19 protein-coding genes and 1 tRNA gene are annotated in these 19,005 nt (G+C 68.1%); 8 read left to right on the top strand and 12 right to left on the bottom strand.

What is annotated here, in order from left to right:
- Positions 1 to 4: 4 nt before the first annotated feature.
- From mshC to ACPYN9_RS08050, 3 genes are all read right to left on the bottom strand, one after another.
- The gene (mshC, locus tag ACPYN9_RS08060) at positions 5 to 1,330 is read right to left on the bottom strand and encodes a cysteine--1-D-myo-inosityl 2-amino-2-deoxy-alpha-D-glucopyranoside ligase (RefSeq protein WP_424465521.1); all 1,326 of its coding nucleotides are present in this window, start codon (positions 1,328 to 1,330) and stop codon (positions 5 to 7) included.
- Positions 1,331 to 1,386: 56 nt separating this feature from the next.
- Entirely contained in the window at positions 1,387 to 2,229 is an 843-nt protein-coding gene (locus ACPYN9_RS08055) for an undecaprenyl-diphosphate phosphatase (protein WP_424465520.1), read from the bottom strand.
- A gap of 173 nt (positions 2,230 to 2,402) precedes the next feature.
- The gene (locus ACPYN9_RS08050; RefSeq protein WP_424465518.1) at positions 2,403 to 3,713 is read right to left on the bottom strand and encodes a M20/M25/M40 family metallo-hydrolase; all 1,311 of its coding nucleotides are present in this window, start codon (positions 3,711 to 3,713) and stop codon (positions 2,403 to 2,405) included.
- 131 nt (positions 3,714 to 3,844) lie between these two features.
- Here ACPYN9_RS08050 and ACPYN9_RS08045 point away from each other — a divergent pair.
- The 3 genes from ACPYN9_RS08045 to ACPYN9_RS08035 all read left to right on the top strand — a co-directional run bounded on the left by ACPYN9_RS08045 (position 3,845) and on the right by ACPYN9_RS08035 (position 5,492).
- A tRNA-Leu gene (locus ACPYN9_RS08045) sits at positions 3,845 to 3,930 on the top strand.
- A 204-nt stretch (positions 3,931 to 4,134) separates the two neighbouring features.
- Positions 4,135 to 4,683 carry a flavin reductase family protein gene (locus ACPYN9_RS08040; protein WP_424465516.1) on the top strand — a complete coding sequence of 183 codons (549 nt, stop codon included), beginning with the start codon at positions 4,135 to 4,137 and terminating at the stop codon, positions 4,681 to 4,683.
- A gap of 107 nt (positions 4,684 to 4,790) precedes the next feature.
- Positions 4,791 to 5,492: a DedA family protein gene (locus ACPYN9_RS08035; protein WP_424465514.1), complete on the top strand. Its 702-nt coding sequence runs from the start codon at positions 4,791 to 4,793 to the stop codon at positions 5,490 to 5,492.
- 34 nt (positions 5,493 to 5,526) lie between these two features.
- Here the strand turns inward: ACPYN9_RS08035 and ACPYN9_RS08030 are convergent, their stop codons facing one another.
- Both ACPYN9_RS08030 and ACPYN9_RS08025 read right to left on the bottom strand, forming a co-directional pair.
- Complete coding sequence (locus tag ACPYN9_RS08030) at positions 5,527 to 7,356, bottom strand: DEAD/DEAH box helicase (protein WP_424465512.1); 1,830 nt, start codon at positions 7,354 to 7,356, stop codon at positions 5,527 to 5,529.
- Between the two features lie 34 nt (positions 7,357 to 7,390).
- Entirely contained in the window at positions 7,391 to 8,569 is a 1,179-nt protein-coding gene (locus tag ACPYN9_RS08025) for an acyl-CoA dehydrogenase family protein (RefSeq protein WP_424465511.1), read from the bottom strand.
- Positions 8,570 to 8,666: 97 nt separating this feature from the next.
- On the opposite strand from ACPYN9_RS08025, the gene ACPYN9_RS08020 reads away from it, so the two are divergent.
- Positions 8,667 to 9,476, top strand: a complete 810-nt coding sequence (locus ACPYN9_RS08020) for an SGNH/GDSL hydrolase family protein (RefSeq protein ID WP_424465742.1) — start codon at positions 8,667 to 8,669, stop codon at positions 9,474 to 9,476.
- On the opposite strand, the gene ACPYN9_RS08015 is transcribed toward ACPYN9_RS08020, so the two are convergent.
- Positions 9,466 to 10,305 carry a TrmH family RNA methyltransferase gene (locus ACPYN9_RS08015; RefSeq protein ID WP_424465509.1) on the bottom strand — a complete coding sequence of 280 codons (840 nt, stop codon included), beginning with the start codon at positions 10,303 to 10,305 and terminating at the stop codon, positions 9,466 to 9,468. The genes ACPYN9_RS08020 and ACPYN9_RS08015 overlap by 11 nt on opposite strands.
- Between ACPYN9_RS08015 and ACPYN9_RS08010 the strand changes: the two genes are divergently transcribed.
- A complete protein-coding gene (locus ACPYN9_RS08010) occupies positions 10,304 to 11,179 on the top strand; it encodes a Sir2 family NAD-dependent protein deacetylase (RefSeq protein WP_424465507.1) in 876 nt (291 codons plus the stop codon). The genes ACPYN9_RS08015 and ACPYN9_RS08010 overlap by 2 nt on opposite strands.
- Before the next feature lie 10 nt (positions 11,180 to 11,189).
- Here ACPYN9_RS08010 and ACPYN9_RS08005 read toward each other — a convergent pair whose 3' ends face one another.
- Both ACPYN9_RS08005 and ACPYN9_RS08000 read right to left on the bottom strand, forming a co-directional pair.
- Positions 11,190 to 12,272 (bottom strand): glycosyltransferase family 4 protein, encoded by a 1,083-nt coding sequence (locus ACPYN9_RS08005; RefSeq protein ID WP_424465505.1) that lies wholly within the window; start codon positions 12,270 to 12,272, stop codon positions 11,190 to 11,192.
- Positions 12,269 to 13,183, bottom strand: a complete 915-nt coding sequence (locus tag ACPYN9_RS08000; RefSeq protein ID WP_424465503.1) for an alpha/beta fold hydrolase — start codon at positions 13,181 to 13,183, stop codon at positions 12,269 to 12,271. The genes ACPYN9_RS08005 and ACPYN9_RS08000 overlap by 4 nt, the downstream gene beginning before the upstream one ends.
- Before the next feature lie 107 nt (positions 13,184 to 13,290).
- On the opposite strand from ACPYN9_RS08000, the gene ACPYN9_RS07995 reads away from it, so the two are divergent.
- The gene (locus ACPYN9_RS07995) at positions 13,291 to 13,986 is read left to right on the top strand and encodes an exonuclease domain-containing protein (RefSeq protein WP_424465501.1); all 696 of its coding nucleotides are present in this window, start codon (positions 13,291 to 13,293) and stop codon (positions 13,984 to 13,986) included.
- A 110-nt stretch (positions 13,987 to 14,096) separates the two neighbouring features.
- Here the strand turns inward: ACPYN9_RS07995 and ACPYN9_RS07990 are convergent, their stop codons facing one another.
- The 3 genes from ACPYN9_RS07990 to glgA form a co-directional block, all read right to left on the bottom strand.
- Positions 14,097 to 14,357, bottom strand: coding sequence for a type B 50S ribosomal protein L31 (locus tag ACPYN9_RS07990; RefSeq protein ID WP_424465499.1), 261 nt, complete (start codon positions 14,355 to 14,357; stop codon positions 14,097 to 14,099).
- 87 nt (positions 14,358 to 14,444) lie between these two features.
- Entirely contained in the window at positions 14,445 to 15,230 is a 786-nt protein-coding gene (locus tag ACPYN9_RS07985) for an ABC transporter ATP-binding protein (RefSeq protein ID WP_424465497.1), read from the bottom strand.
- A 50-nt stretch (positions 15,231 to 15,280) separates the two neighbouring features.
- Positions 15,281 to 16,465, bottom strand: coding sequence for a glycogen synthase (gene glgA, locus ACPYN9_RS07980; RefSeq protein ID WP_424465495.1), 1,185 nt, complete (start codon positions 16,463 to 16,465; stop codon positions 15,281 to 15,283).
- Positions 16,466 to 16,512: 47 nt separating this feature from the next.
- Between glgA and glgC the strand changes: the two genes are divergently transcribed.
- Together glgC and serB are read left to right on the top strand one after the other, a co-directional pair.
- On the top strand, positions 16,513 to 17,754 hold the full coding sequence (gene glgC, locus ACPYN9_RS07975) for a glucose-1-phosphate adenylyltransferase (RefSeq protein ID WP_424465493.1): 1,242 nt from the start codon (positions 16,513 to 16,515) through the stop codon (positions 17,752 to 17,754).
- The gene (gene serB / locus ACPYN9_RS07970) at positions 17,751 to 18,410 is read left to right on the top strand and encodes a phosphoserine phosphatase SerB (protein ID WP_424465491.1); all 660 of its coding nucleotides are present in this window, start codon (positions 17,751 to 17,753) and stop codon (positions 18,408 to 18,410) included. Before glgC ends, serB begins: the two co-directional genes overlap by 4 nt.
- Positions 18,411 to 18,487: 77 nt before the next feature.
- Here the strand turns inward: serB and ACPYN9_RS07965 are convergent.
- Positions 18,488 to 19,005, bottom strand: a 518-nt coding sequence (locus tag ACPYN9_RS07965) for an integrase core domain-containing protein (RefSeq protein WP_424465489.1), incomplete at its 5' end; no start/stop codon positions are given.

The raw sequence follows: 19,005 nt of genomic DNA, 5'->3' as shown, positions 1-19,005 counted from the left end.
GACGTCACCCCTCCGCGATGAGCGGCACGCCCAGCAGGGCGTCGACGAGCGCGATCACGTCGTGGTCGCCGTCGTTCGGCGCCGAAGACGCCCAGTCATCGACGGCCCCAATGACGCTCGGCGTGTCGAGGTCGTCCGCGATGGCGTTCCGCATCCGCACCACGAACGCGTTCCGCTCGGGCGCGATCGCCAGAGTGCCGGCGGCGGCCTGTGCCGCGCGGTCGCGCCAGCGCTGCAGACGGGTGCCCGCACGGTCGAGCTCCTCGTCGGTCCACTCCCAGTCGCTGCGGTAGTGGTGCGAGAGCATCGCGAGGCGGATGGCCATGGGGTCGACACCTGCGGCGGTGAGCCGCGAGACGAGGACGAGGTTGCCCAGCGACTTGGACATCTTCGTGCCCTCGTACGCGATCAGGCCTGCGTGCGCGTACGTCCGAGCGAAGTCGGTCGCGGTCGCGTGCTCGTCGCCTGCGACGAGGGAGACGGCGTGCGCCGCAGAGAGCTCGTGGTGCGGGAAGCGCAGGTCGCGCCCGCCGCCCTGCACGGAGATCGGCGCCCCGAGTGCCCTGGTCGCGATGACGGAGCACTCGATGTGCCAGCCGGGCCTACCGAGACCGACGGCGCTCTCGAAGGCCGGTTCTCCGGAGCGCGCGCTGCGCCAGAGGAGCGGATCGAACGGGCCTCGTTTGCCTTCGCGGTCGGGGTCTCCCCCGAACTCGAGGAACGCGGCCTCCATCTCGGCGGCCGTGTAGCCGGAGACGTCGCCCATCGTCCAGTCGCTCGCAGCCTCCGCGGCGGCGACGTCGTAGTAGACGTCGCCGAGGTCCGTCGTGGCGGCGGGGGTCGCGTCGGGCGCGACCGAGACGCGGTACGCCAGTCCGGCCTCGAGGAGCTCGGCGATCGCGGCCCCGGTCTCGTCGATGCTGTCCTGCACGCGGACGTAGGCGTCGGGTGGGAGCACCCGCAGTGCTGCCATGTCCGAGCGGAAGAGGTCGGTCTGCGAGGTGGCGATCTCCTGCCAGTTGCGCCCGGTCTTTGCCGCTCGCTCGAGCAGCGGGTCGTCCACATCAGTGATGTTTTGGGCGTAGCGGACCTCGAGACCCGCGTCACGCCACGCTCGACCGAGGGTGTCGAAGGCGAGGTACGTCGCGGCGTGACCGAGATGCGTGGCGTCGTACGGCGTGATGCCGCAGACGTAGAGCGTCGCGACGCCGTCCGGGGTGCGCGTGTCCTGCACCTGCCCGCTCGCGGAGTCGAAGACCCGGATCGCACCACCGCGCTTGCCGGTGACCGAGGGGACGGGAGGAATGGGCCACGAGGGAACGGTTCGCACCGGAACATTCTATGTCGCGGCCCAGCTTCACCTGACGGGTGAGGGGGCTGTCAGGGTCAGACGGCTCCGCCGGTTGGGTCCATGAGGCCGAAGGACAGGAGGATGACGATAAGTGTGCCGAGTGCGATGCGGTAGACCACGAAGGGAAGGAAGCTCCCCTTGTTGAGGTACGCCATCAGGTATTTGATGACAACGAGGCCCACGACGAACGAGATGATCGTCGCGATGATCGTGCCCACGACGGGCGCCTCCGCCCCTTCTGCTTCTCCGAAGGCCGAGACAAGCTCGTAGAAGCCCGAGCCGAAGACGGCTGGAACCGCGAGCAGGAAGCTGTAGCGCGCTGCAGACGGGCGGTCGTAGCCCATGATGCGGCCGGCAGTGATGGTCCCGCCGGATCGCGAGACGCCGGGAATGAGCGCAAGCGCCTGCGCGAAACCGTAGGTGATGCCGTCTCGGGTGTTCAGATCCTGCAGGGCCTTGACGCGTTTCCCGAAGATGTCGGCGAGGCCGAGGATGACACCGAACACGATGAGCGTGAACGCGACGATCCAGAGCGAGCGGAACTGGTCCCGGATGAGGCTCTGCAGCAGGAAGCCGAGCACGACGATCGGGATTGATCCGAAGATGATCAGCCAGCCCATGCGCGCATCGGGATCGTTGCGGGGAACGGTGCCCCGCAGGGATGCGAACCACCGAGTGATGATGCGCTTGATGTCGCCCCAGAAGTACACAAGCACGGCCGCTTCGGTGCCGAGCTGGATGATGGCGGTGAAGGTCGCACCGGGGTCCTGGACTCCGATCCACTCGCCCACGATGCGGATGTGCGCGCTCGAGGAGATGGGGAGGAACTCCGTGAGTGCCTGCACGAGTCCGAGGATCACGGCGTCAATCCAGCTCATTACCACTGCCTTTTCCGAGAGAGTTCCAGTTGCGAACGGGCCGTGGCGATCGCTTCAGGCCCGGCGCACGCTAACACAAAACGGGTCCGCGCCGCGGAGGGCACCCCGGAGAGGCCTGGATGGGCGAACTTGCCGCGCGCCGGGCGCGCGCTGCGGCGATCGGCGCGCGTGGGTCAGTAGCTCCGCAGGAAATCTCGCAGCACCTTGCGGCCGAAGACCAGCGACTCGAGCGGCACCCGCTCGTCGACACCGTGGAACATGGCGGGGAAGTCGATGTCCTCCGGAAGCCGCAGGGGCGCGAATCCGTACCCTTCGATGCCGAGGGTCGCGAGGGCCTTGTTGTCCGTCCCGCCGGAGAGGAAGTACGGCACGACAACCGCCTCGGGGTCGTGACCTCGGAGCGCCGCGGTCGCCGCATCCACGATCGGCCCGTCGACCGGGGCCTGGGTGCCGATACCGCGGAAGACAGTCTCGATTTCGATGTCGTCACCGACGAGTGCCTGGATCTCGGCGAGCAGCTCATCTTCCGCGCCGGGGAACGGGCGCGCGTCGATGGCGACGCTCGCGGATTCGGGGATGACGTTGTGCTTGTAGCCTGCGCTCAGCATGGTGGGGTTCGTCGTCGAGCGGAGGCTCGCCGTCAGGAAGCCCGAGGCGCTGCCGGTTGCGAGGACGATCGCTCCTGGAGTCGTCTCCTGCGGGTCCACGTCGAGGAGGCGTGCCAGTTCCGAGATCATCGACGACGTCGTGTCGTTGAGCAGCACGGGCCACTCGTGCGAGCCGAGCTTCGCGATGGCCTGAGCGAGGCGCGTGACGGCGTTGTCCTCCGCGGGGATGACCCGCGACCCGTGCGCGGCCCGGCCCTTGGCGTGCAGCCGGAGCCAGAGCAGCGCCTTCTCCCCCGTCTGCAGCAGGTAGGCGCGCTTGCCGCCGACGCTGATTGAGTAACCGCCGACCTCGGAGATCGCCTGCGTCGCCCCGGCAAAGAGCTCCGGGTGCTCGCGCGCGATGGGCTCGGAGCCGAACTGCCCGCCATTTTCCTCGTCGGCGAAGAACGCCAGCACGAGTTCCCGCTCGGGGAGCTCGTCGGCGCCGAGGAGCTCCTCGACTGCCGTCAGGATCATGGCGTCCATGTTCTTCATGTCGACGGCGCCTCGGCCCCACAGCAGGCCGTCCTTGATGATGCCGGCGAACGGGTCGACGCTCCAGTTGCCCGCCTCGGCGGGCACGACGTCGGTGTGCCCGTGCACCACCAGGGCCGGTTTGCTCGAGTTCCGGCCGGGAACTCGCGTGAAAATGCTCGGGCGCCCCGGGGCTGCCTCGATCGTGGTGACGTCGAGTCCGAGTTGCGTCAGGCGAGCCTCGAGATACTGCGCCGCCGCAGTCTCGCCCTTCGATCGGCCCTCACCGTAGTTCGTGGTGTCGAGGCGGATGAGGTCCTGCGTCGTCGTGACGGTGGGGTCGAGTTCGAGGGAGTCAGCCATGCTCCAACGCTACCGCCGTCTTTGGGGCCCGCACTTCAGTGCGACGCGCCCGGGATGCACGTGTTTCAGCCTCGATTCGCGTTTCGCCGAAATCCTGGTAATGTTTCTCCTCGTGCTCAACAGCACAACCTGCGCGGATGGCGGAATTGGTAGACGCGCTAGCTTGAGGTGCTAGTGCCCGTATTAGGGCGTGGGGGTTCAAGTCCCCCTTCGCGCACAGGAAGAAAGGCCCGGGAGTTCGCTCCCGGGCCTTTTGTCATGCCCGAGACTGGTCCCCTCGCTCGAAGCCGATCCTCTCGCTTCCGACGCACCGCGTAGTCAGGTGCCGCCGGGCGAAACACTCGGCAACGTTCGCTTGCCAGGATTCGTTTCGCGCGTGACGCTCGAGGTTGCCCATGCCCCGCAACCCAGGAGTCCCCCAGTGTCAGCTGAAGCGACATCGCTCGTGAATCGTGCGCAGATCGAACAGAACGAGCTCTCCGAGGCCTTCCGTTCGCTGTTCCGTCAGCACCCGTCAGGTGTGGCCGTGCTCACCGCCGAGAGCGCGGACGGCCCGGTCGCGATGACCATCACGTCTCTGACCTCCGTGAACGCGTCTCCGGCGCTCGTGGCGTTCTCACTCTCCAAGGCCTCTTCCGCGACGCCGGGCATCCTCGGATCGTCGAGCATCCTGATCCACTTCATCGACGAGGCGTCGCTCGCGGTCGCTCAGGTGGCCGCCACGAGCGGAATCGATCGCTTCGCGGACCGGGCGGCGTGGCAGTATCTGCCGAGCGGCGAACCCCACTACACGGCGGTGCGGCGCTGGGCGAGAGGCACGGTTCGGAGCACGTTGGACGTCGATGGCGCCGTGCTCGTCGTCCTCGACGTGGTCGAGGCTCGAGACGGGGAGGCCGGCTCCGCCAAGGAGGACGCCGGCGTCGTCTACCGCAACCGCATCTGGCACACACTCGGAGACGCCCACAGCTGACAGCCAGTGGCAAGCAACTCGGGTAGTTTGGGGTCGCAGCACGGTGACGAGCGATTCGCGCGTGGACTGCTCCGACGCTCCTCGACCGAGAAGGACCACCTCGAACCATGCCCGGCCCTGCCACAGCCATCCTGCACGCCGCGAGCTCTGGAGGGGGCGCAGTCGAAGAAGCCACGGGTGGCATCTTTGGGGTCATCTCCGACTGGGCGATCGAGATCATGGGTACGATCGGCGCCCCCGGAGCCGGCATCGCGGTGGCGCTGGAGAACCTCTTCCCGCCCATCCCGTCCGAGATCATCCTGCCGCTGGCGGGCCTCGCCGCCCACCAGGGCAAGTTCACGGTGATCGAAGCCATCATCTGGACGACGGCCGGCTCCGTCGTCGGCGCCTACGCGCTCTACTGGCTGGGCCGCTGGCTCGGGCACAACCGCATGGTGTGGATCGCGCGCAAGATCCCGCTCGTCGATGCAGCCGACGTCGTCAAGACGACGAACTGGTTCAAGAAGCACGGCAAGAAGGCGGTGTTCTTCGGAAGGTTCCTGCCGATCTTCCGTAGCCTCATCTCTATCCCCGCCGGCATCGAGCGCATGCCGGCGCTGCAGTTCGGGCTGCTGACCCTCGCCGGTTCCGCAATCTGGAACACGGTCTTCGTCATGGCCGGCTACCTGCTCGGCGACGCTTGGGAGCAGATCCTCATCTACGCCGATGCCCTCAAGTACCTGGTCTACGCCGTCGTCGCGGGCGCGATCGTGTGGTTCCTCGTCGTGAAGATCCGCGGCCGCGTGCAGCGCGGCGGCCACTCCGCCTGAGCCGCTCCGGGCGCGTGGGCGCCCACATCCGGATCTAGGCGCGCATCCGTCGGCGGAGGACGTCGATGCGGGCCTGGATCTGCGACACGGTCGCCTGCCCGACGGCTGGCCCGCCGCAGCTGCGTCGCAGCTCCGCGTGCACGATGCCGTGCGGCTCACCGGACTGCTTGGCGTACACGGAGACGAGGCTGTTGAGCAGCGTCCGCTGCTCCTTCAGTGTCCGGTGCAGCGCCTGTGGCGGGGCCGGGGCGGGCGGCCCAGCCTTCACGCGTGATTCCTGGATGCGCCCCTGCTTGGCCTGGCGCTGCGAGAGCACGGAGCGCACCTGGTCGGCGTCGAGGATGCCCGGCAGTCCGAGGAACTCGAGCTCCTCCTCGCTGCCCACCTCGGCGGCGTACCCGAAGTCTCCCCCGTCGTACAGCACCTTGTCGAAGAGCGCCTCGCTCGAGATCGCTTCGAAGGTGAACTTCCCGAGCTCGTCCGAAGTCTTGTCCGGGCGCTCCGCAGCCGCCATCATGTCTTCTTCAGGAGCCCGCGAGTCGTCGGCATCGGCGAGCCGGTCGAGCGCGTGGTTGCGCTCCATCTCCAGCGCATGCGCGAGCTTCGTGAGCTGCGGAACGCTCGGGACGAAGACTGTCGCCGTCTCGCCTTTCTTGCGCGCGCGGACGAATCGTCCGATCGCCTGGGCGAAGAACATGGGTGTCGACGCGTTGGTCGCGTAGACGCCGACGGCGAGCCGGGGGACGTCGACGCCCTCCGACACCATGCGCACCGCCACCATCCACCGCTCGTCGCTCTCGGAGAACTCGGTGATGCGGTCGGATGCGCCCTTGTCGTCAGAGAGGATGAGCGCGGGCTTGACGCCCGTGATGGTCTTCAGGATCGCGGCGTAACCCTTTGCGGCGGCGTGGTCGGTCGCGATGACGAGTCCGCCCGCGTCGGGGACCTCCTGGCGGACTTCGCTGAGACGCTGGTCCGCGGCCTGCAGCACTTGCGGGATCCACTGCCCTTCGTGGTCGAGCGCTGTTCGCCATGCTTGCGAGACGATGTCTTTCGTGTTGTCCTCGGCGAGGCCGGCAGACATCTCCTCGCCGTGGGTGTCGCGCCAGCGGACGTTGCCCGCGTAGGACATGAAGAGCACGGGGCGCACCACGCCGTCCTCCAACGCTCGGCCGTACCCATACGAATAGTCCGTCAGCGAGGTGCGGATGCCGTCTTCGTTCGGCGCGTAGGTCACAAAAGGGATGGGTGCCGAGTCGGAGCGGAACGGGGTTCCGGTCAACGAGAGGCGCCGGTCGGCGTGCCCGAACGCCTCACGGATCGCGTCTCCCCAGCTCAGCGCGTCGCCTCCGTGGTGCACTTCGTCGAGGATGACGAGGGTTCGTCCGGAGGCCGTCAGGTGGCTATGGACGCTCGGCTTCATAGCCACCTGCGCGTAGGTGACGGCGACGCCGTGGAACTGCCGTGAGTGGATGCCCTGGTTGTTGCCGTACCGGGGATCGATGCGGAGGCCCACGCGTGCGGCGGCCTCCGCCCACTGCGTCTTGAGGTGATCGGTCGGTGCGACGATCGTGATGCGGTCGACCGAGCGTCGCTGGAGCAGCTCGGTCGCGAGGCGCAGCGCGAACGTCGTCTTGCCGGCTCCCGGGGTCGCCGACGCGAGGAAGTCGCGTGGCTCCGTCTCGAAGTAGACGTCGAGCGCCTCCGCCTGCCAGGCGCGGAGCCTGCCCGCGGTCCCCCATGGGGCACGCTGCGGGAACGAGGGCGAGAGGTGTTCGGCGGCGAACGTGCCGACCTGGTGACCGTAGCGGGTGCCGTCTTGGCTTGCGGAGTGAGCTTCCTGGACGGCCTCGCGTTCGGTCATGCTGCGTCGAGTTCCTCTCAGTGTCTCCGCCCGGTCAGAGGCGTGATGGTGGGTCTTGGATGGGGCCGAGCCGGTGGCTGGCGTGCAGGCTGCGCACGGCTCGCTCGTGTGACGGGTGGAGCCCGCCCGCGAGCACGTCTCGCAGCAAGCGCGCGAGCTCATGTCCGGAACGGTAGCCGCTGCCGCCGACAATCCCGAGCGCGTCGTGCGTCGTGGCTGCCGCGGCGGCGACCGCCTCGAGCTTCGCCATCGTCAGGCGAGCGAACCAGGCGTCGCCGTGTGGCGCCCCCTCGTCGACATCGCGAGCGATGGACTCAACGAGGGTACGCGCTGCGAGCTGCCGAATGCTCATTCTTGCGATTTCTTCTCTAACCTGCACGTCGTCGGCGAGCCGAATCCCGCCCTGGGTCGAGCTCGTCCGGTGCTTCGCGGCGTCGATCGCCAGCTCGAGCGCCCGGTCGCCGATGCCGACGTAGCAGGCCGCGACGAGCAGCAGGAAGTTCGAGTGCACGGCGAAGATGTGCGGTTCGCTGTTTGGTCCGACGGGAAGCCTGGCGATGACCCGATCGGCGGGGATGCGCGCCCCGTCGAGGGACGTGGAGCAGCTCTGTGTGGCGCGCATGCCGAGCGTGTCCCAGTCGTCGTGGATGCGCACGCCATCGTCGTCGCGACGGAGCACGCCATGCACGAGGGCCGGTTCGTCACGTGAGTCGTCTCGACCGAACGTGACGAGCCGGGTCCAGACGGGTGAGAGCGAGGTGAAGATCTTCATCCCGTGCAGCAGGTAGGCGCCGTCGGACTGAGGGTCGGCGCGCACGTTCGAGTCGTAGAGAACCGCGTCATTGCCGATCTCGGAGATCGCGAGCGCGTAGGTCTCCCCCGCGACGACCTCTCGGAGCATCCAATCGAGGCCGTCGTCGCCGGACTCGTGCCTGGCCCGAGCGATGCCGACGGCGACGTGATGCATGTTGACGGCCAGCGCGGTCGCCGGGGCCGCCGAGGCAAGCCGAGCCTGGCAGCGGACGGCCTGCTCCAGGGAGGCGCCGGTGCCCCCGAAGTCGCGCGGTACCAGCAGTCGGAGGTAGCCGATCTCCCGCAGCGCATCGAGGTCGTCGGTCGGGAAGGAGTTTTCCGCGTCGTGGCGGCTCGCGCGCTGGTTGAGCACCTCGAGCAGGTCATCGGCCAGAATGGATCTCGGGTCTGAAGCAGGCATGCCCACCACGGTACTCGTCGGGGCTTCGACCTCCATGGAGATGTCCGAGCTGATGGTGGCTCCGACGTCCGTCCCGATCGAGGAGAGCAGCAGCGAGATGCCAGAACGCGAACTCATTCCCTGGAGCCGCTACGTCGCGATCGGCGACTCCTTTACCGAGGGCGTCGGTGACCCCGAGCCCACTGCGCCCGGCGGCCTCCGTGGCTGGGCCGATCGCGTTGCCGAGGAGCTCGCCGCGCACCGATCAGACTTCGCCTACGCGAACCTCGCCATCCGCGGCAGGCTCCTGGACCAGATCGCCGATGAGCAGCTCGGGCCGGCGCTCGAGCTGAAGCCCGACCTGGTGACCGTCTCTGCGGGCGGCAACGACATCATCCGCCCCGGTGCTGACCCGGACGCCATCGCCGCCCGGTTCTCACGCCTCGTCGGCTCGCTCCGCAAATCGGGAGCGACCGTCGTGGTCTTCACCGGGGTCGACACGAAGTTTGCGCCGGTCTTCTCGTCGATGCGGGGCAAGATCGCGATCTACAACGAGCATGTCAGGGGCATCGCCGAGTACCACGACTGCATCGTCGCCGACCAGTGGGCGCTGCGCTCGATCCAGCGGCCGAGCATGTGGGTCAGCGACCGGCTGCACTTGAACTCGTACGGGCACCACGAGGTGGCGCGCATGGTGCTCGCCGCGCTGAACGTGGACAACGAGCTCGTCGCGATGCAGCCTGAGCCTGCGCGCCCCGCGAGGTGGCGTGAGGCACGGGCGCAAGACATCGTCTGGGCGAGAGAGCACCTCGTGCCCTGGGTGCTTCGGCGCCTCAGGAACGAGTCCTCTGGCGACAACGTGATCGCGAAGCGCCCGTTTGCGGAGCGCTTCACGTTCGGCGTCGGGGACGACTCGGCTAACCGGTGAGCGCGTAGAGCGCGACGGCGCTGGCCGCTGCCACGTTGAGCGAGTCGACGCCGTGCAGCATGGGGATGGTCACGGTCGTTGTCGCAGCGTTGAGCGCCCCCCGGCTCAGGCCGTCGCCCTCGGTCCCCAGCAGGATGGCGACCCGCTCCGGTCGGCTTGCCGCGTACTCCCGGAGGGATACGGCGTTGTCGTCGAGGGCAAGCGCGGCGACATCGAAGCCCGCTTCGGTGAACAGGGTTGTCGTGTCGCTCCAACCGGGCAGTCTGGTCCACGGGACCTGGAAGACGGTCCCCATGCTCACTCGGACGCTTCTGCGGTAGAGCGGGTCTGCGCATTCCTGCGTCACGAGCACGGCGTCGGCACCGAGCCCGGCGGCGGCGCGGAAGACCGCGCCGACGTTGGTGTGGTCGACGAGGTCTTCGAGCACCACGACCGTTTTCGCCTCGGCGAGGAGCTCCGCGGCGTCCCGCAACGGCGGCCGGTGCATGGATGCGAGGGCGCCTCGGTGCATCCGGAAGCCGGTCAGGCGCTCGAGCTGCTCGCTGGACCCGACGTAGACCGGGACGTCCGGGAACGGCTCGAGCAGCGGCTCGACCGTCGGGATCCACTGCTCCATGAGCAGGAGCGATCGGGGCGTGTGCCCAGCTCGGATGGCTCGCTCGATGACCTTCGGCGACTCGGCCAGGTAGAGGCCGCCCGCCGGTTCGAGCCGCCTGCGGAGCGCGACGTCGGTCAGTCGGGAATAGTCGTCGAGCCCCGAATGTTCGAGTGAACGGACGGACGGGGCCGTGTCGGGCCAGTCGGTCGAGTGGAGAGGGGTCAGGCGCATGGAGGCAATCCTGTCAGAAGCAAGCGGGGCCAGCGCTTCCCGCGCTCGAGTCGAGGGACTCGCGCGCGCAGCCGACCTGCTGTCCGAGCGCACCTTCGCCGTGCTGACCGGCGCCGGACTCTCGACCGACTCGGGAATCCCCGACTACCGGGGCGACGGCAAGGCGCCGCGCATCGCTCCCATGACGATCCAGCAGTTCATGTCCGACGAGGCGACTCGCAGGCGCTACTGGGCCGGTGCTGCGCTCGGGGCCGCGCGGTTCTCCGGCGCTGAGCCGAACGCCGGTCACCTGGCGATCGCCGAGCTCGAGCGGCACGGTGCGGCTACCGGTGTCGCGACGCAGAATGTGGACGGGCTGCACCTGCGAGCTGGCAGCCGCACCGTGGTCGAGCTGCACGGCACCATGCGCACCGCGAGCTGCACGACGTGCGGTCACGAGGTCTCACGGGCCTCGCTGCTCGCCGAGATCCTTGACGCAGCTCCCGAGATCGCGCAGCTCGCGGCTCGTGCGAGCTCGCGACCCGATGGCGACGCGGAGGCGAGCGGAGACGAGATCGTGGCGCTCCCCGCCTGCCCGGTCTGCGGTGGCATCCTGCAGCCGGACGTCGTGATGTTCGGCGACCTGGTGCGACCAGCCGTGGCGGAGCGTGCCAGGCGGCTCGTCGATGAGGCGGATGCGCTGCTGGTCGCCGGCACCTCGCTGGTGGTGAACACCGGCCGTCGTCTGGTCCACCGTGCGGTGGCGGCCAAGAAGCCGGTTGTGCTCTTCAATCGCGGAGACGCGGCGATCGAGCACCTCGTCTCCGTGTACGTCGAGGGAGGCACGTCAGAGTCGCTGTCCGACCTCGCGGCGAGGCTGACGTCCCACTCTTAGGTGCGCGCCGCTAGGCTCCGGCCCGGCGCCGAGCCACGAGGCGGCACGCCTCGAGGAGTTCAGCGGCCGAGCGCTCCCAGGAGTACTCGGCAGCACGCCGCACGCCGGCTGTCGACGCCGCGGTCCACGCTTCGGTGTCGTTCTGGAGCCGCCGCGCCATGGTCGCCAGGAGTCCCGCGTCGTCGGCCGGGAAGTAACCGGCCGCCGCGCCGCCGACCTCACGGAAAATTGGGGTGTCGCTCACGAGGATGGGTGTCCCAGCGGACATCGCCTCGACGAGTGGCAGCCCAAAGCCCTCGCTCTTGGAAGCAGTCACGAGCGCCGTGGCGCCGCGCAGCAACGCGCGGTACTCCTCGTCGCTGACCCCCTGGTGGGCGACGATCGACCCCTCGGGTGCGAGCGCGACGAGGGCGGCCAGCGTCCGCGCATCCGCCTTCGAGCAAAGGTGAAGGCGCCACCCGGGGAGCTCGCGCATCGCACGGGCGAGCGTCTCGACGTTCTTGTAGGGCATGAACGAGCCCATGTAGACGAGGTTCGGCTCCTTCGGCGGCGCCTCACGCGGCGCGGATGCGAAGGCCGGGTCGGGTGCGTTCGGGACCAGCGGGATCGGACGCGTCGTGAGTCGTTCTCGCCGGAGGAGCTCGCGGGTCGTTGCCGACACGACGGCGACCTGGTCTGCGCCCTTGAGCAGCAGCCGTTGCGGCCAGAACGACAGGTGGTAGAGACGCCAGAGCACGCGCACGTACCAGGGTAGGAACTGCGGCGGCTTCGGGTGCTCGTAGTAAATCAGGTCATGGATGGTGAGGATGAGGCCGTAGCGGCGCCCGAGTGACCCCATGGTCTGCATCGGGCTCACGACGACGTCGGGTCGTAGCCGGTTGATCTGCAGGGCGATGAGCGGCTCCGCGGGCGATGTCGGAGCACCGATCAGTTCGAACGGGAGGGCGGGCAGCATCGGAAGCTGCCGCTCGTCGGAGACGAGCATGGTGACCGGGTGGAGCTCTGCGAGCGCCCGAACCAGTTCTGCGCTGTAGCGAGAGATGCCGTCGTGTCGGTCGATGCGCACGTAGCGGCAGTCGAACAGCAGCTTCACGTGGTCGGCTCCGCGTCCTCGCCGGGGCGGGGCGCGTCGTCGATAAAGGTCGAAAGCAGGCGCGCGGCGGCGATGGGGGCCTCGTAGTGCACGAGGTGGCCGGTGCCGGAGATCACGTGCAGGGGGAGGTCGGCGACCCGTGCGAGTTCGAGCTGGGCATCGAGTGGGGCGATGTCGTCGAGCGCCCCGGCGATGAGGACCGTGGATGCAGGCAGGTCGGCAGCGTGCGCCAGCACGGAGTCGGAGACGGAGGCTCGGAACGCGTCGAGGAGGGTGTCACGGTCGGAGAACTCGGAGAAGTGGCGCTCGTGCTCGGCGTGGATCCACGATCTGAGCGGCTTCGATCTCGTCTTGGCCATGACCTCGCTCATGACCCGCGTGATGAGCGGATGCGAGAGCAGCACCCGACCGGCGGGGGCCGGTAGGCGCGAGCCGAGCCAGTAGTAGAAGATCGCGAGTCGGGTGAGGACGGCCTGCGGTCCCTCCAAGGCCGGCGAGGCGATCGGGTTGATGAGCACGAGGCGGCGCTCGCCGATGGCGGCTGGACGCCGCGCGATGACCAGGGACCCGAACGAGTGCCCCAGGACGATGGCCTCGCCCTCGGGGTCCACCTGGGCGAGGAACTCCTCGAGCCACGCGGAGTACGCGTCGAGCGAGTGCCCCGCCGGGAGCGGCGTCGATGCGCCGAAGCCCGGGAGGTCAGGGGCGATGAAGCGAACGTCAGGCAGCCGGTCGACGACGGGCAGCAGTCCGTGATGTGTGCCGCGGAAGCCGTGCACGAGGACGACCGTCGCCCTCGCCTCCCCCGCGTCGGGACCGAGCTCCCACCACGCGCAGTCTGCGCCGAGCACGTGCGACGAACGGGCGAGCGACGGGCGCGCGGGAGTGGCTGCAGGACGTGAGGAAGGCATCGTGCAAGAGTGTACCGAGCAGGGCGAGCGGCCGTGCTCAGGCGCGTGCGCGCTCAGGCTCGCGCGGCCGAGCCGGGACGAGGACTTCAAGTCGGGATGGGGAAGCAATGACCGAGTGGACGAACCGGGTCGCGGTGTTCGACCTCGAGACGACGGGCATCGACGTCGAGAACGATCGGATCGTGACCGCGTTCGTCGGACTCATCGACGGCGAGGGTACCGTCGAGCGTGGGACCGACTGGCTCGCGGATCCGGGCGTCCCGATTCCCGAGCGCGCCTCGGCCGTGCACGGCATCACCACCGAGATCGCCCAGGCTGAGGGGCGGCCAGCCGCCGAGGTCGTCACCGAGCTTCGGGCTGCGCTCGATTGGATCGCCCGCCACCGCGTGCCGCTGGTCGTGTACAACGCCCCGTACGACCTCACGTTGTTCGCACGCGAATGCGCGCGGCACGCCATCGAGCCGGTCGCGTTCGCCGAGCAGGTGGTCGACCCACTGGTGATCGATCGAGCCCTCGACCGCTACCGCAAGGGCAAGCGGACGCTCACCGACTCGTCCCTCCACTACGGCATCGACCTGATCGACGCACATTCTGCAGGTGACGACGCCGTGGCGGCCGGGCAGCTGGCGCTCGCCCTCGCGGCCAAGTTCCCCGCTGAGCTCGACCTCCCGCTCGCCGAGCTCCACGCGCGGCAGGTGACCTGGGCGGCCGACCAGGCCCGCGACTTCGAGGCCTACATGCGAGCCAATCGAGACCCGGACTTCACCGCGGACGGCGGCTGGCCGGTGCGATCGGCGTCCTGACGGTCGGAGCTGCTGCCCACCGGGGTGGAGCGGCCTCGCGGCACGCGAAAGGGCGGCACCGAAGCGGTGCCGCCCTTTCGCGTGAGCCGTATGCTCGTCGGTGCTGCAGACTACTTGCTGCCGCCACCGAACTTGGCGTAGCGGTTCTTGAACTTCTCGACACGACCGGCGGAGTCCATGATGCGCTGCTTGCCCGTGTAGAACGGGTGCGAAGCGCTCGAGATCTCGACGTCGATGACTGGGTACGTGTTGCCGTCTTCCCATTCGATCGTCTTGGCGCTCGAGACCGTGGAACGGGTGAGGAACTTCTCCCCCGATGCGAGGTCGTTGAACACCACCGTGTTGTAGGTGGGGTGGATGTCAGCCTTCATAGGGTTCCTTCAACGAGTTTGATGAGCAGAATCGGACCACGGGTCCTGAGCCAAAGAGCAACTTTAGCAGATGAGGGCAGGTGGATGTCAGTGCAACGCGCGGGCGGAGTACCGACCGTCGGAGCTCGTGACCGCCAGCGGCAACCCGAAGGTGGCCTCGAGGTTCTCGCTCGTGAGCACGTCGCCAATCGGACCGGCTGAGACGATCTTGCCCTCGCGCAGGAGCAGGACATGGGTGATGCCCACGGGGATCTCCTCGACGTGGTGCGTGACCATGACGATCGCAGGCGCGAACTCGCTCTGCGCGAAGCTCGACAGTGCGGCGAGGAGGTTCTCGCGCGCACCCAGGTCGAGGGACGCGCTCGGCTCGTCCAGCAGCAGCAGTTCGGGGTCGGTCATGATCGCCCTTGCGATCAGGGTCCGCTTCTGCTCGCCGTCGCTCAGCGTCCCGAAATCGCGCTCGGCGAAATCGCCGAGGTTCCACTCCTGAAGCACGCGCTGCGCGCGCCGCTCGTCGATCTCCTCGTAGGACTCGTTCCAGCGTCCTGTGACTGCGTAGGACGCCGTCAGCGCGACGTCGATGACGCGCTCGTCAGCTGGGATGCGCCGCGCCATGGCGCTCGATGCCACGCCGATGCGCGGCCGGAGTTCGAACACGTTTGTTCGTCCGAGCCGCTCCCCCAGGACATCGACGACGCCGGTCGTCGGGTGCTGCGTCGCCGACGCGAGCGAGAGCAACGTGGACTTGCCGGCGCCGTTGGGCCCGAGCACCGCCCACCGCTCCGTCTCGTCGACACTCCAGCTGACGTGGTCGAGGATGGGACGACCGTTGCGAACGACCGTCGCGTCATTGAATTCGAGAACCGTTGCCATATGTCCAAGCCTATGTGCGCCTGAGGCGCCGGACCGGGCGGCGCACCGCGTCAGCCAAGGAGCTGCTCGTAGATGGCGATCGTCTCATCGCTGATGCGGCGCCACGTGAACTCGCGCTCGGCGCGCTCTCGTCCGGCCTTGCCGTACCTCGCCGCCGTCTCGGGATCGGACACGACCTCGGTCAGGACCCGTGCGAGATCGGCGACGAACTTGTCTGGGTCGACGGGCGTCCCGGTGCCATCGGTGGCCTGCTCGATGGGAACGAGGCGACCGGTCACGCCGTCTTCGACGACCTCAGGGATGCCGCCGGTCGCCGTGCCGACGACGGCGGTGCCGCAAGCCATGGCCTCGAGGTTGACGATGCCCAGCGGCTCGTAGATCGAGGGGCAGGCGAACACTGTCGACGCGGACAGTGCCGTCATGATCTCGCGCTTGCTGAGGTGCCTGGCGAGCCAGACCACCCCGTCGCGCTCGGTTTGGAGCTGCTCGACGAGTCCGGCGACCTCCGCCTCGATCTCCGGCGTGTCCGGGGCACCAGCGCACAGGATGACCTGCACCTCTGGTGGCAGCTCGCGCACGGCGCGCAGGAAGTACGGCAGGCCCTTCTGTCTGGTGATGCGGCCGACGAATACCACCGCGGGGCGGTCGGGGTCGATGCCGAGCGCCCGAGCGGCCTCCGGGTCCTCGACCCGCTGCCAGGCGTCGAGGTCGATGCCGTTGTAGACGACCTCGACCTTGTCGGGGTCGAGGTTCGGGTAGGCGCGGAGGATGTCGGCGCGCATCCCGTGGCTGACGGCGATGATCCGATCGGCATGCTCGTATGAGACCTGCTCGATCCAGCTCGACAGTCGGTAGCCCCCGCCGAGTTGTTCGGCCTTCCAGGGGCGGAGGGGCTCGAGGCTGTGCGCGGTGATGACGTGCGGGATGCCGTGCAGCAGCTTCGCGACGTGGCCCGCGGCGTTCGCGTACCAGGTGTGCGAGTGCACGAGGTCGGCGCCCTCGATGTCATTTGCGATCTCGAGGTCGGTGCCGAGGAAACCGAGCGCCGGGTTCGCGGACCGCAGTGCGGGCGGCGTCGTGTACGCATACGTCTGCTGCTCGTCACGGGCGTCGCCGAAGCAACGGACGTTGACATCGATGTCGCGTCTCATGGCCTTCACGAGCTCGGTGACGTGGACTCCAGCCCCGCCGTAGACGGCCGGTGGATACTCGCGTGTTACCAGATCTACTCTCACGGGCTACACGGTAGTACAGCGGGGCTGGGAACCCCTAAGCTCGAGTCATGTCACAGGCAAAGGTGTTCGGCATCGTTCTCGCTGGCGGTGAGGGGAAGCGGCTCATGCCGCTCACTGCAGACCGGGCAAAGCCCGCTGTGCCCTTCGCAGGCCAGTATCGACTCATTGACTTCGCACTCTCGAACCTGGTGAATTCCGGGCTCAACAAGATCGTCGTCTTGACCCAGTACAAGTCTCATTCGCTGGACAGGCACGTGTCGCACACGTGGCGCCTCCCGGCGATGCTCAACTCCTACGTCGCCTCGGTGCCAGCCCAGCAGCGACTCGGCAAGCGCTGGTTCTCCGGGTCGGCCGACGCCATCCGGCAGAGCCTGAACCTCATCAACGACGAGTCGCCGGACATCGTGGTGGTGGTCGGAGCTGACCACGTCTACCGCATGGACTTCTCGCAGATGATCGAGGCCCACATCGCCTCCGGCCGGAGCGCGACCGTGGCTGCCATCCGGCAGCCGATCTCGCTCTCCGACCAGTTCGGCGTCATCGATGTCGACCCCGACGACCGCACCCTCATCCGCGAGTTCCTTGAGAAGCCCGACGACGCACAGGGGCTGCCGGACAGTCCCGACGAGATCCTCGCCTCCATGGGCAACTACGTCTTCACCGCGGACAAGCTCGTTGAGGCAGTCATCCGCGACTCGACGCTCGAGGATTCGAAGCACGACATGGGTGGCGACATCATCCCGAGCTTCGTGGCGCAGGGCGATTGCGGTGTCTACGACCTCAAGGACAACATCGTCCCTGGCTCCACCGACCGCGACCGCGACTACTGGCGTGACGTGGGCACCATCGACTCCTTCTACGACGCGCACATGGACCTCATCTCCACGTTGCCGATCTTCAACCTCTACAACGAGAAGTGGCCGATCTTCGCTCAGCAGCTGAACTCCCCGCCCGCGAAGTTCGTCCGAGACAGCCGCGGCTCGACCGGCACCATGATCGACTCGATCATCTCGCTCGGTTCGGTCATCTCCGGCGCACACATCGAGCGAAGCGTTCTCGGCCCGTGGGACAACGTCGAATCGGGCGCCGCCGTCGTCGACTCGATCCTGTTCGACCGGGTCAACGTCCAGGCGGGCGCGGTCGTCCGCCGTGCGATCCTCGACAAGAACGTGGTCGTCCAGGAAGGCGCCTCCGTGGGCGTCGACCGAGAGCACGACCTGCGACGCGGGTTCACGGTCACCGACTCTGGGCTCACGGTCGTGGAGAAGTTCGGGATCGTCGAGCCGTGACCTCGGGCACGTCCACGCGCGCCCCGTTTCTCGTCCTGCTCGATGTCGATTCGACGCTCATCGAGGACGAGGTCATCGAACTCATCGCCGAGTATGCGGGGGTGACCCGTGAGGTCACCGAGGTCACCGAGCGGGCGATGGCAGGCGAGCTCGACTTCGAGGAGAGCCTGCGCCACCGGGTCGCGCTGCTCGAAGGGGTCTCCGCTGCCGACGTCGCGGCGGTGGTCGACCAGGTCACCGTCACGCGCGGAGTTCCGGAGCTCATCGCGGGCGTCCACGAGGCGGGCGGCTACGTTGCCGCGGTCTCCGGCGGGTTCCACGAGATCCTCGACGAGCTCGCGGCACGGCTCGGGCTCGACCGCTGGCGGGCGAACCGGTTCGAGATCCTCGACGGGAAGCTGACCGGGAAGGTCTCCGGGCCCATCATCGGCCGCGAGGCCAAGTGCGAGACCCTGCTCGAATGGGCCGAGGAGCTCAGCGTCGACCTAGCGCGTACCGTCGCGATCGGCGATGGCGCGAACGACCTCGGCATGATGTCGGCGGCCGGCCTCTCCGTCGCATTCGACGCCAAGCCGATCGTCCGAGAACAGGCTCACATCAGCCTGCGCGAGCGCGACCTGAGCCAGGTCCTGCACGTGCTCGGCCTCGCGGGCTGACCACACCGCCGCAACGATACGGGCCGACCGGATGCGCGCATCCGGTCGGCCCGTCCTCGTGCTAGAACGGCGGTCGACTAGTTGTATTGCCCCGTGAGGTTGTGAACGCGTTCTGATGGGGTTGCGCCTCGGATGCCGGTGTGGGGTCGGTGGTGATTGTAGTGATGGAGCCAGGTGTCGTAGGTCGCGGCCCTGGCTTCGTCGCTGGTGTAGGCGGTCGCGTAGGCCCATTCCTGAGCAAGGGTGCGGTTGAAGCGTTCGACCTTGCCGTTCGTTTGGGGGCGGTAGGCGCGGGTGCGGCGGTGCGTGATGTTCGTGGCAGCGAGCGCGTCCCGGAACGCGTGTGATCGGTAGCAGGAGCCGTTGTCGGTGAGGACTTCCTTGACGGTGATGTCGAGGCTCGCGAAGTAGCTGTTCGCGCGGTGCCAGAACCCAGCGGCGGTGTCTTTGCGTTCGTTCTCGAGGATCTCGGAGTACGCGATCCTGGAGTGGTCATCGACCGCGTGGTGCAGGAACGAGTAACCACGACCACGCTTCTTGTTGTTGTGGTTCCCGATCGTGCGGCCGAGTTTGCGGTGCCCGCCGCCGTCGGGGA

The sequence above is a fragment of the Pseudoclavibacter helvolus genome, from assembly GCF_049707175.1.
Lineage (GTDB): Bacteria > Actinomycetota > Actinomycetes > Actinomycetales > Microbacteriaceae > Pseudoclavibacter > Pseudoclavibacter helvolus_A.
Note: the sequence above shows the minus strand (reverse complement) of the source record. Positions and strands in the feature narration are given on the sequence as shown.

What these genes read in the sequence shown, in the direction of transcription:
- ACPYN9_RS08055 (WP_424465520.1), bottom strand. Translation starts at nt 2,229, where the DNA reads ATGAGCTGGATTGACGCCGTGATCCTCGGACTCGTGCAGGCACTCACG.
- ACPYN9_RS08050 (WP_424465518.1), bottom strand. Translation starts at nt 3,713, where the DNA reads ATGGCTGACTCCCTCGAACTCGACCCCACCGTCACGACGACGCAGGAC.
- ACPYN9_RS08035 (WP_424465514.1), top strand. Translation starts at nt 4,791, where the DNA reads ATGCCCGGCCCTGCCACAGCCATCCTGCACGCCGCGAGCTCTGGAGGG.
- ACPYN9_RS08030 (WP_424465512.1), bottom strand. Translation starts at nt 7,356, where the DNA reads ATGACCGAACGCGAGGCCGTCCAGGAAGCTCACTCCGCAAGCCAAGAC.
- ACPYN9_RS08025 (WP_424465511.1), bottom strand. Translation starts at nt 8,569, where the DNA reads ATGCCTGCTTCAGACCCGAGATCCATTCTGGCCGATGACCTGCTCGAG.
- ACPYN9_RS08020 (WP_424465742.1), top strand. Translation starts at nt 8,667, where the DNA reads ATGCCAGAACGCGAACTCATTCCCTGGAGCCGCTACGTCGCGATCGGC.
- ACPYN9_RS08010 (WP_424465507.1), top strand. Translation starts at nt 10,304, where the DNA reads ATGGAGGCAATCCTGTCAGAAGCAAGCGGGGCCAGCGCTTCCCGCGCT.
- ACPYN9_RS08015 (WP_424465509.1), bottom strand. Translation starts at nt 10,305, where the DNA reads ATGCGCCTGACCCCTCTCCACTCGACCGACTGGCCCGACACGGCCCCG.
- ACPYN9_RS08000 (WP_424465503.1), bottom strand. Translation starts at nt 13,183, where the DNA reads ATGCCTTCCTCACGTCCTGCAGCCACTCCCGCGCGCCCGTCGCTCGCC.
- ACPYN9_RS07995 (WP_424465501.1), top strand. Translation starts at nt 13,291, where the DNA reads ATGACCGAGTGGACGAACCGGGTCGCGGTGTTCGACCTCGAGACGACG.
- ACPYN9_RS07990 (WP_424465499.1), bottom strand. Translation starts at nt 14,357, where the DNA reads ATGAAGGCTGACATCCACCCCACCTACAACACGGTGGTGTTCAACGAC.
- ACPYN9_RS07985 (WP_424465497.1), bottom strand. Translation starts at nt 15,230, where the DNA reads ATGGCAACGGTTCTCGAATTCAATGACGCGACGGTCGTTCGCAACGGT.
- glgC (WP_424465493.1), top strand. Translation starts at nt 16,513, where the DNA reads ATGTCACAGGCAAAGGTGTTCGGCATCGTTCTCGCTGGCGGTGAGGGG.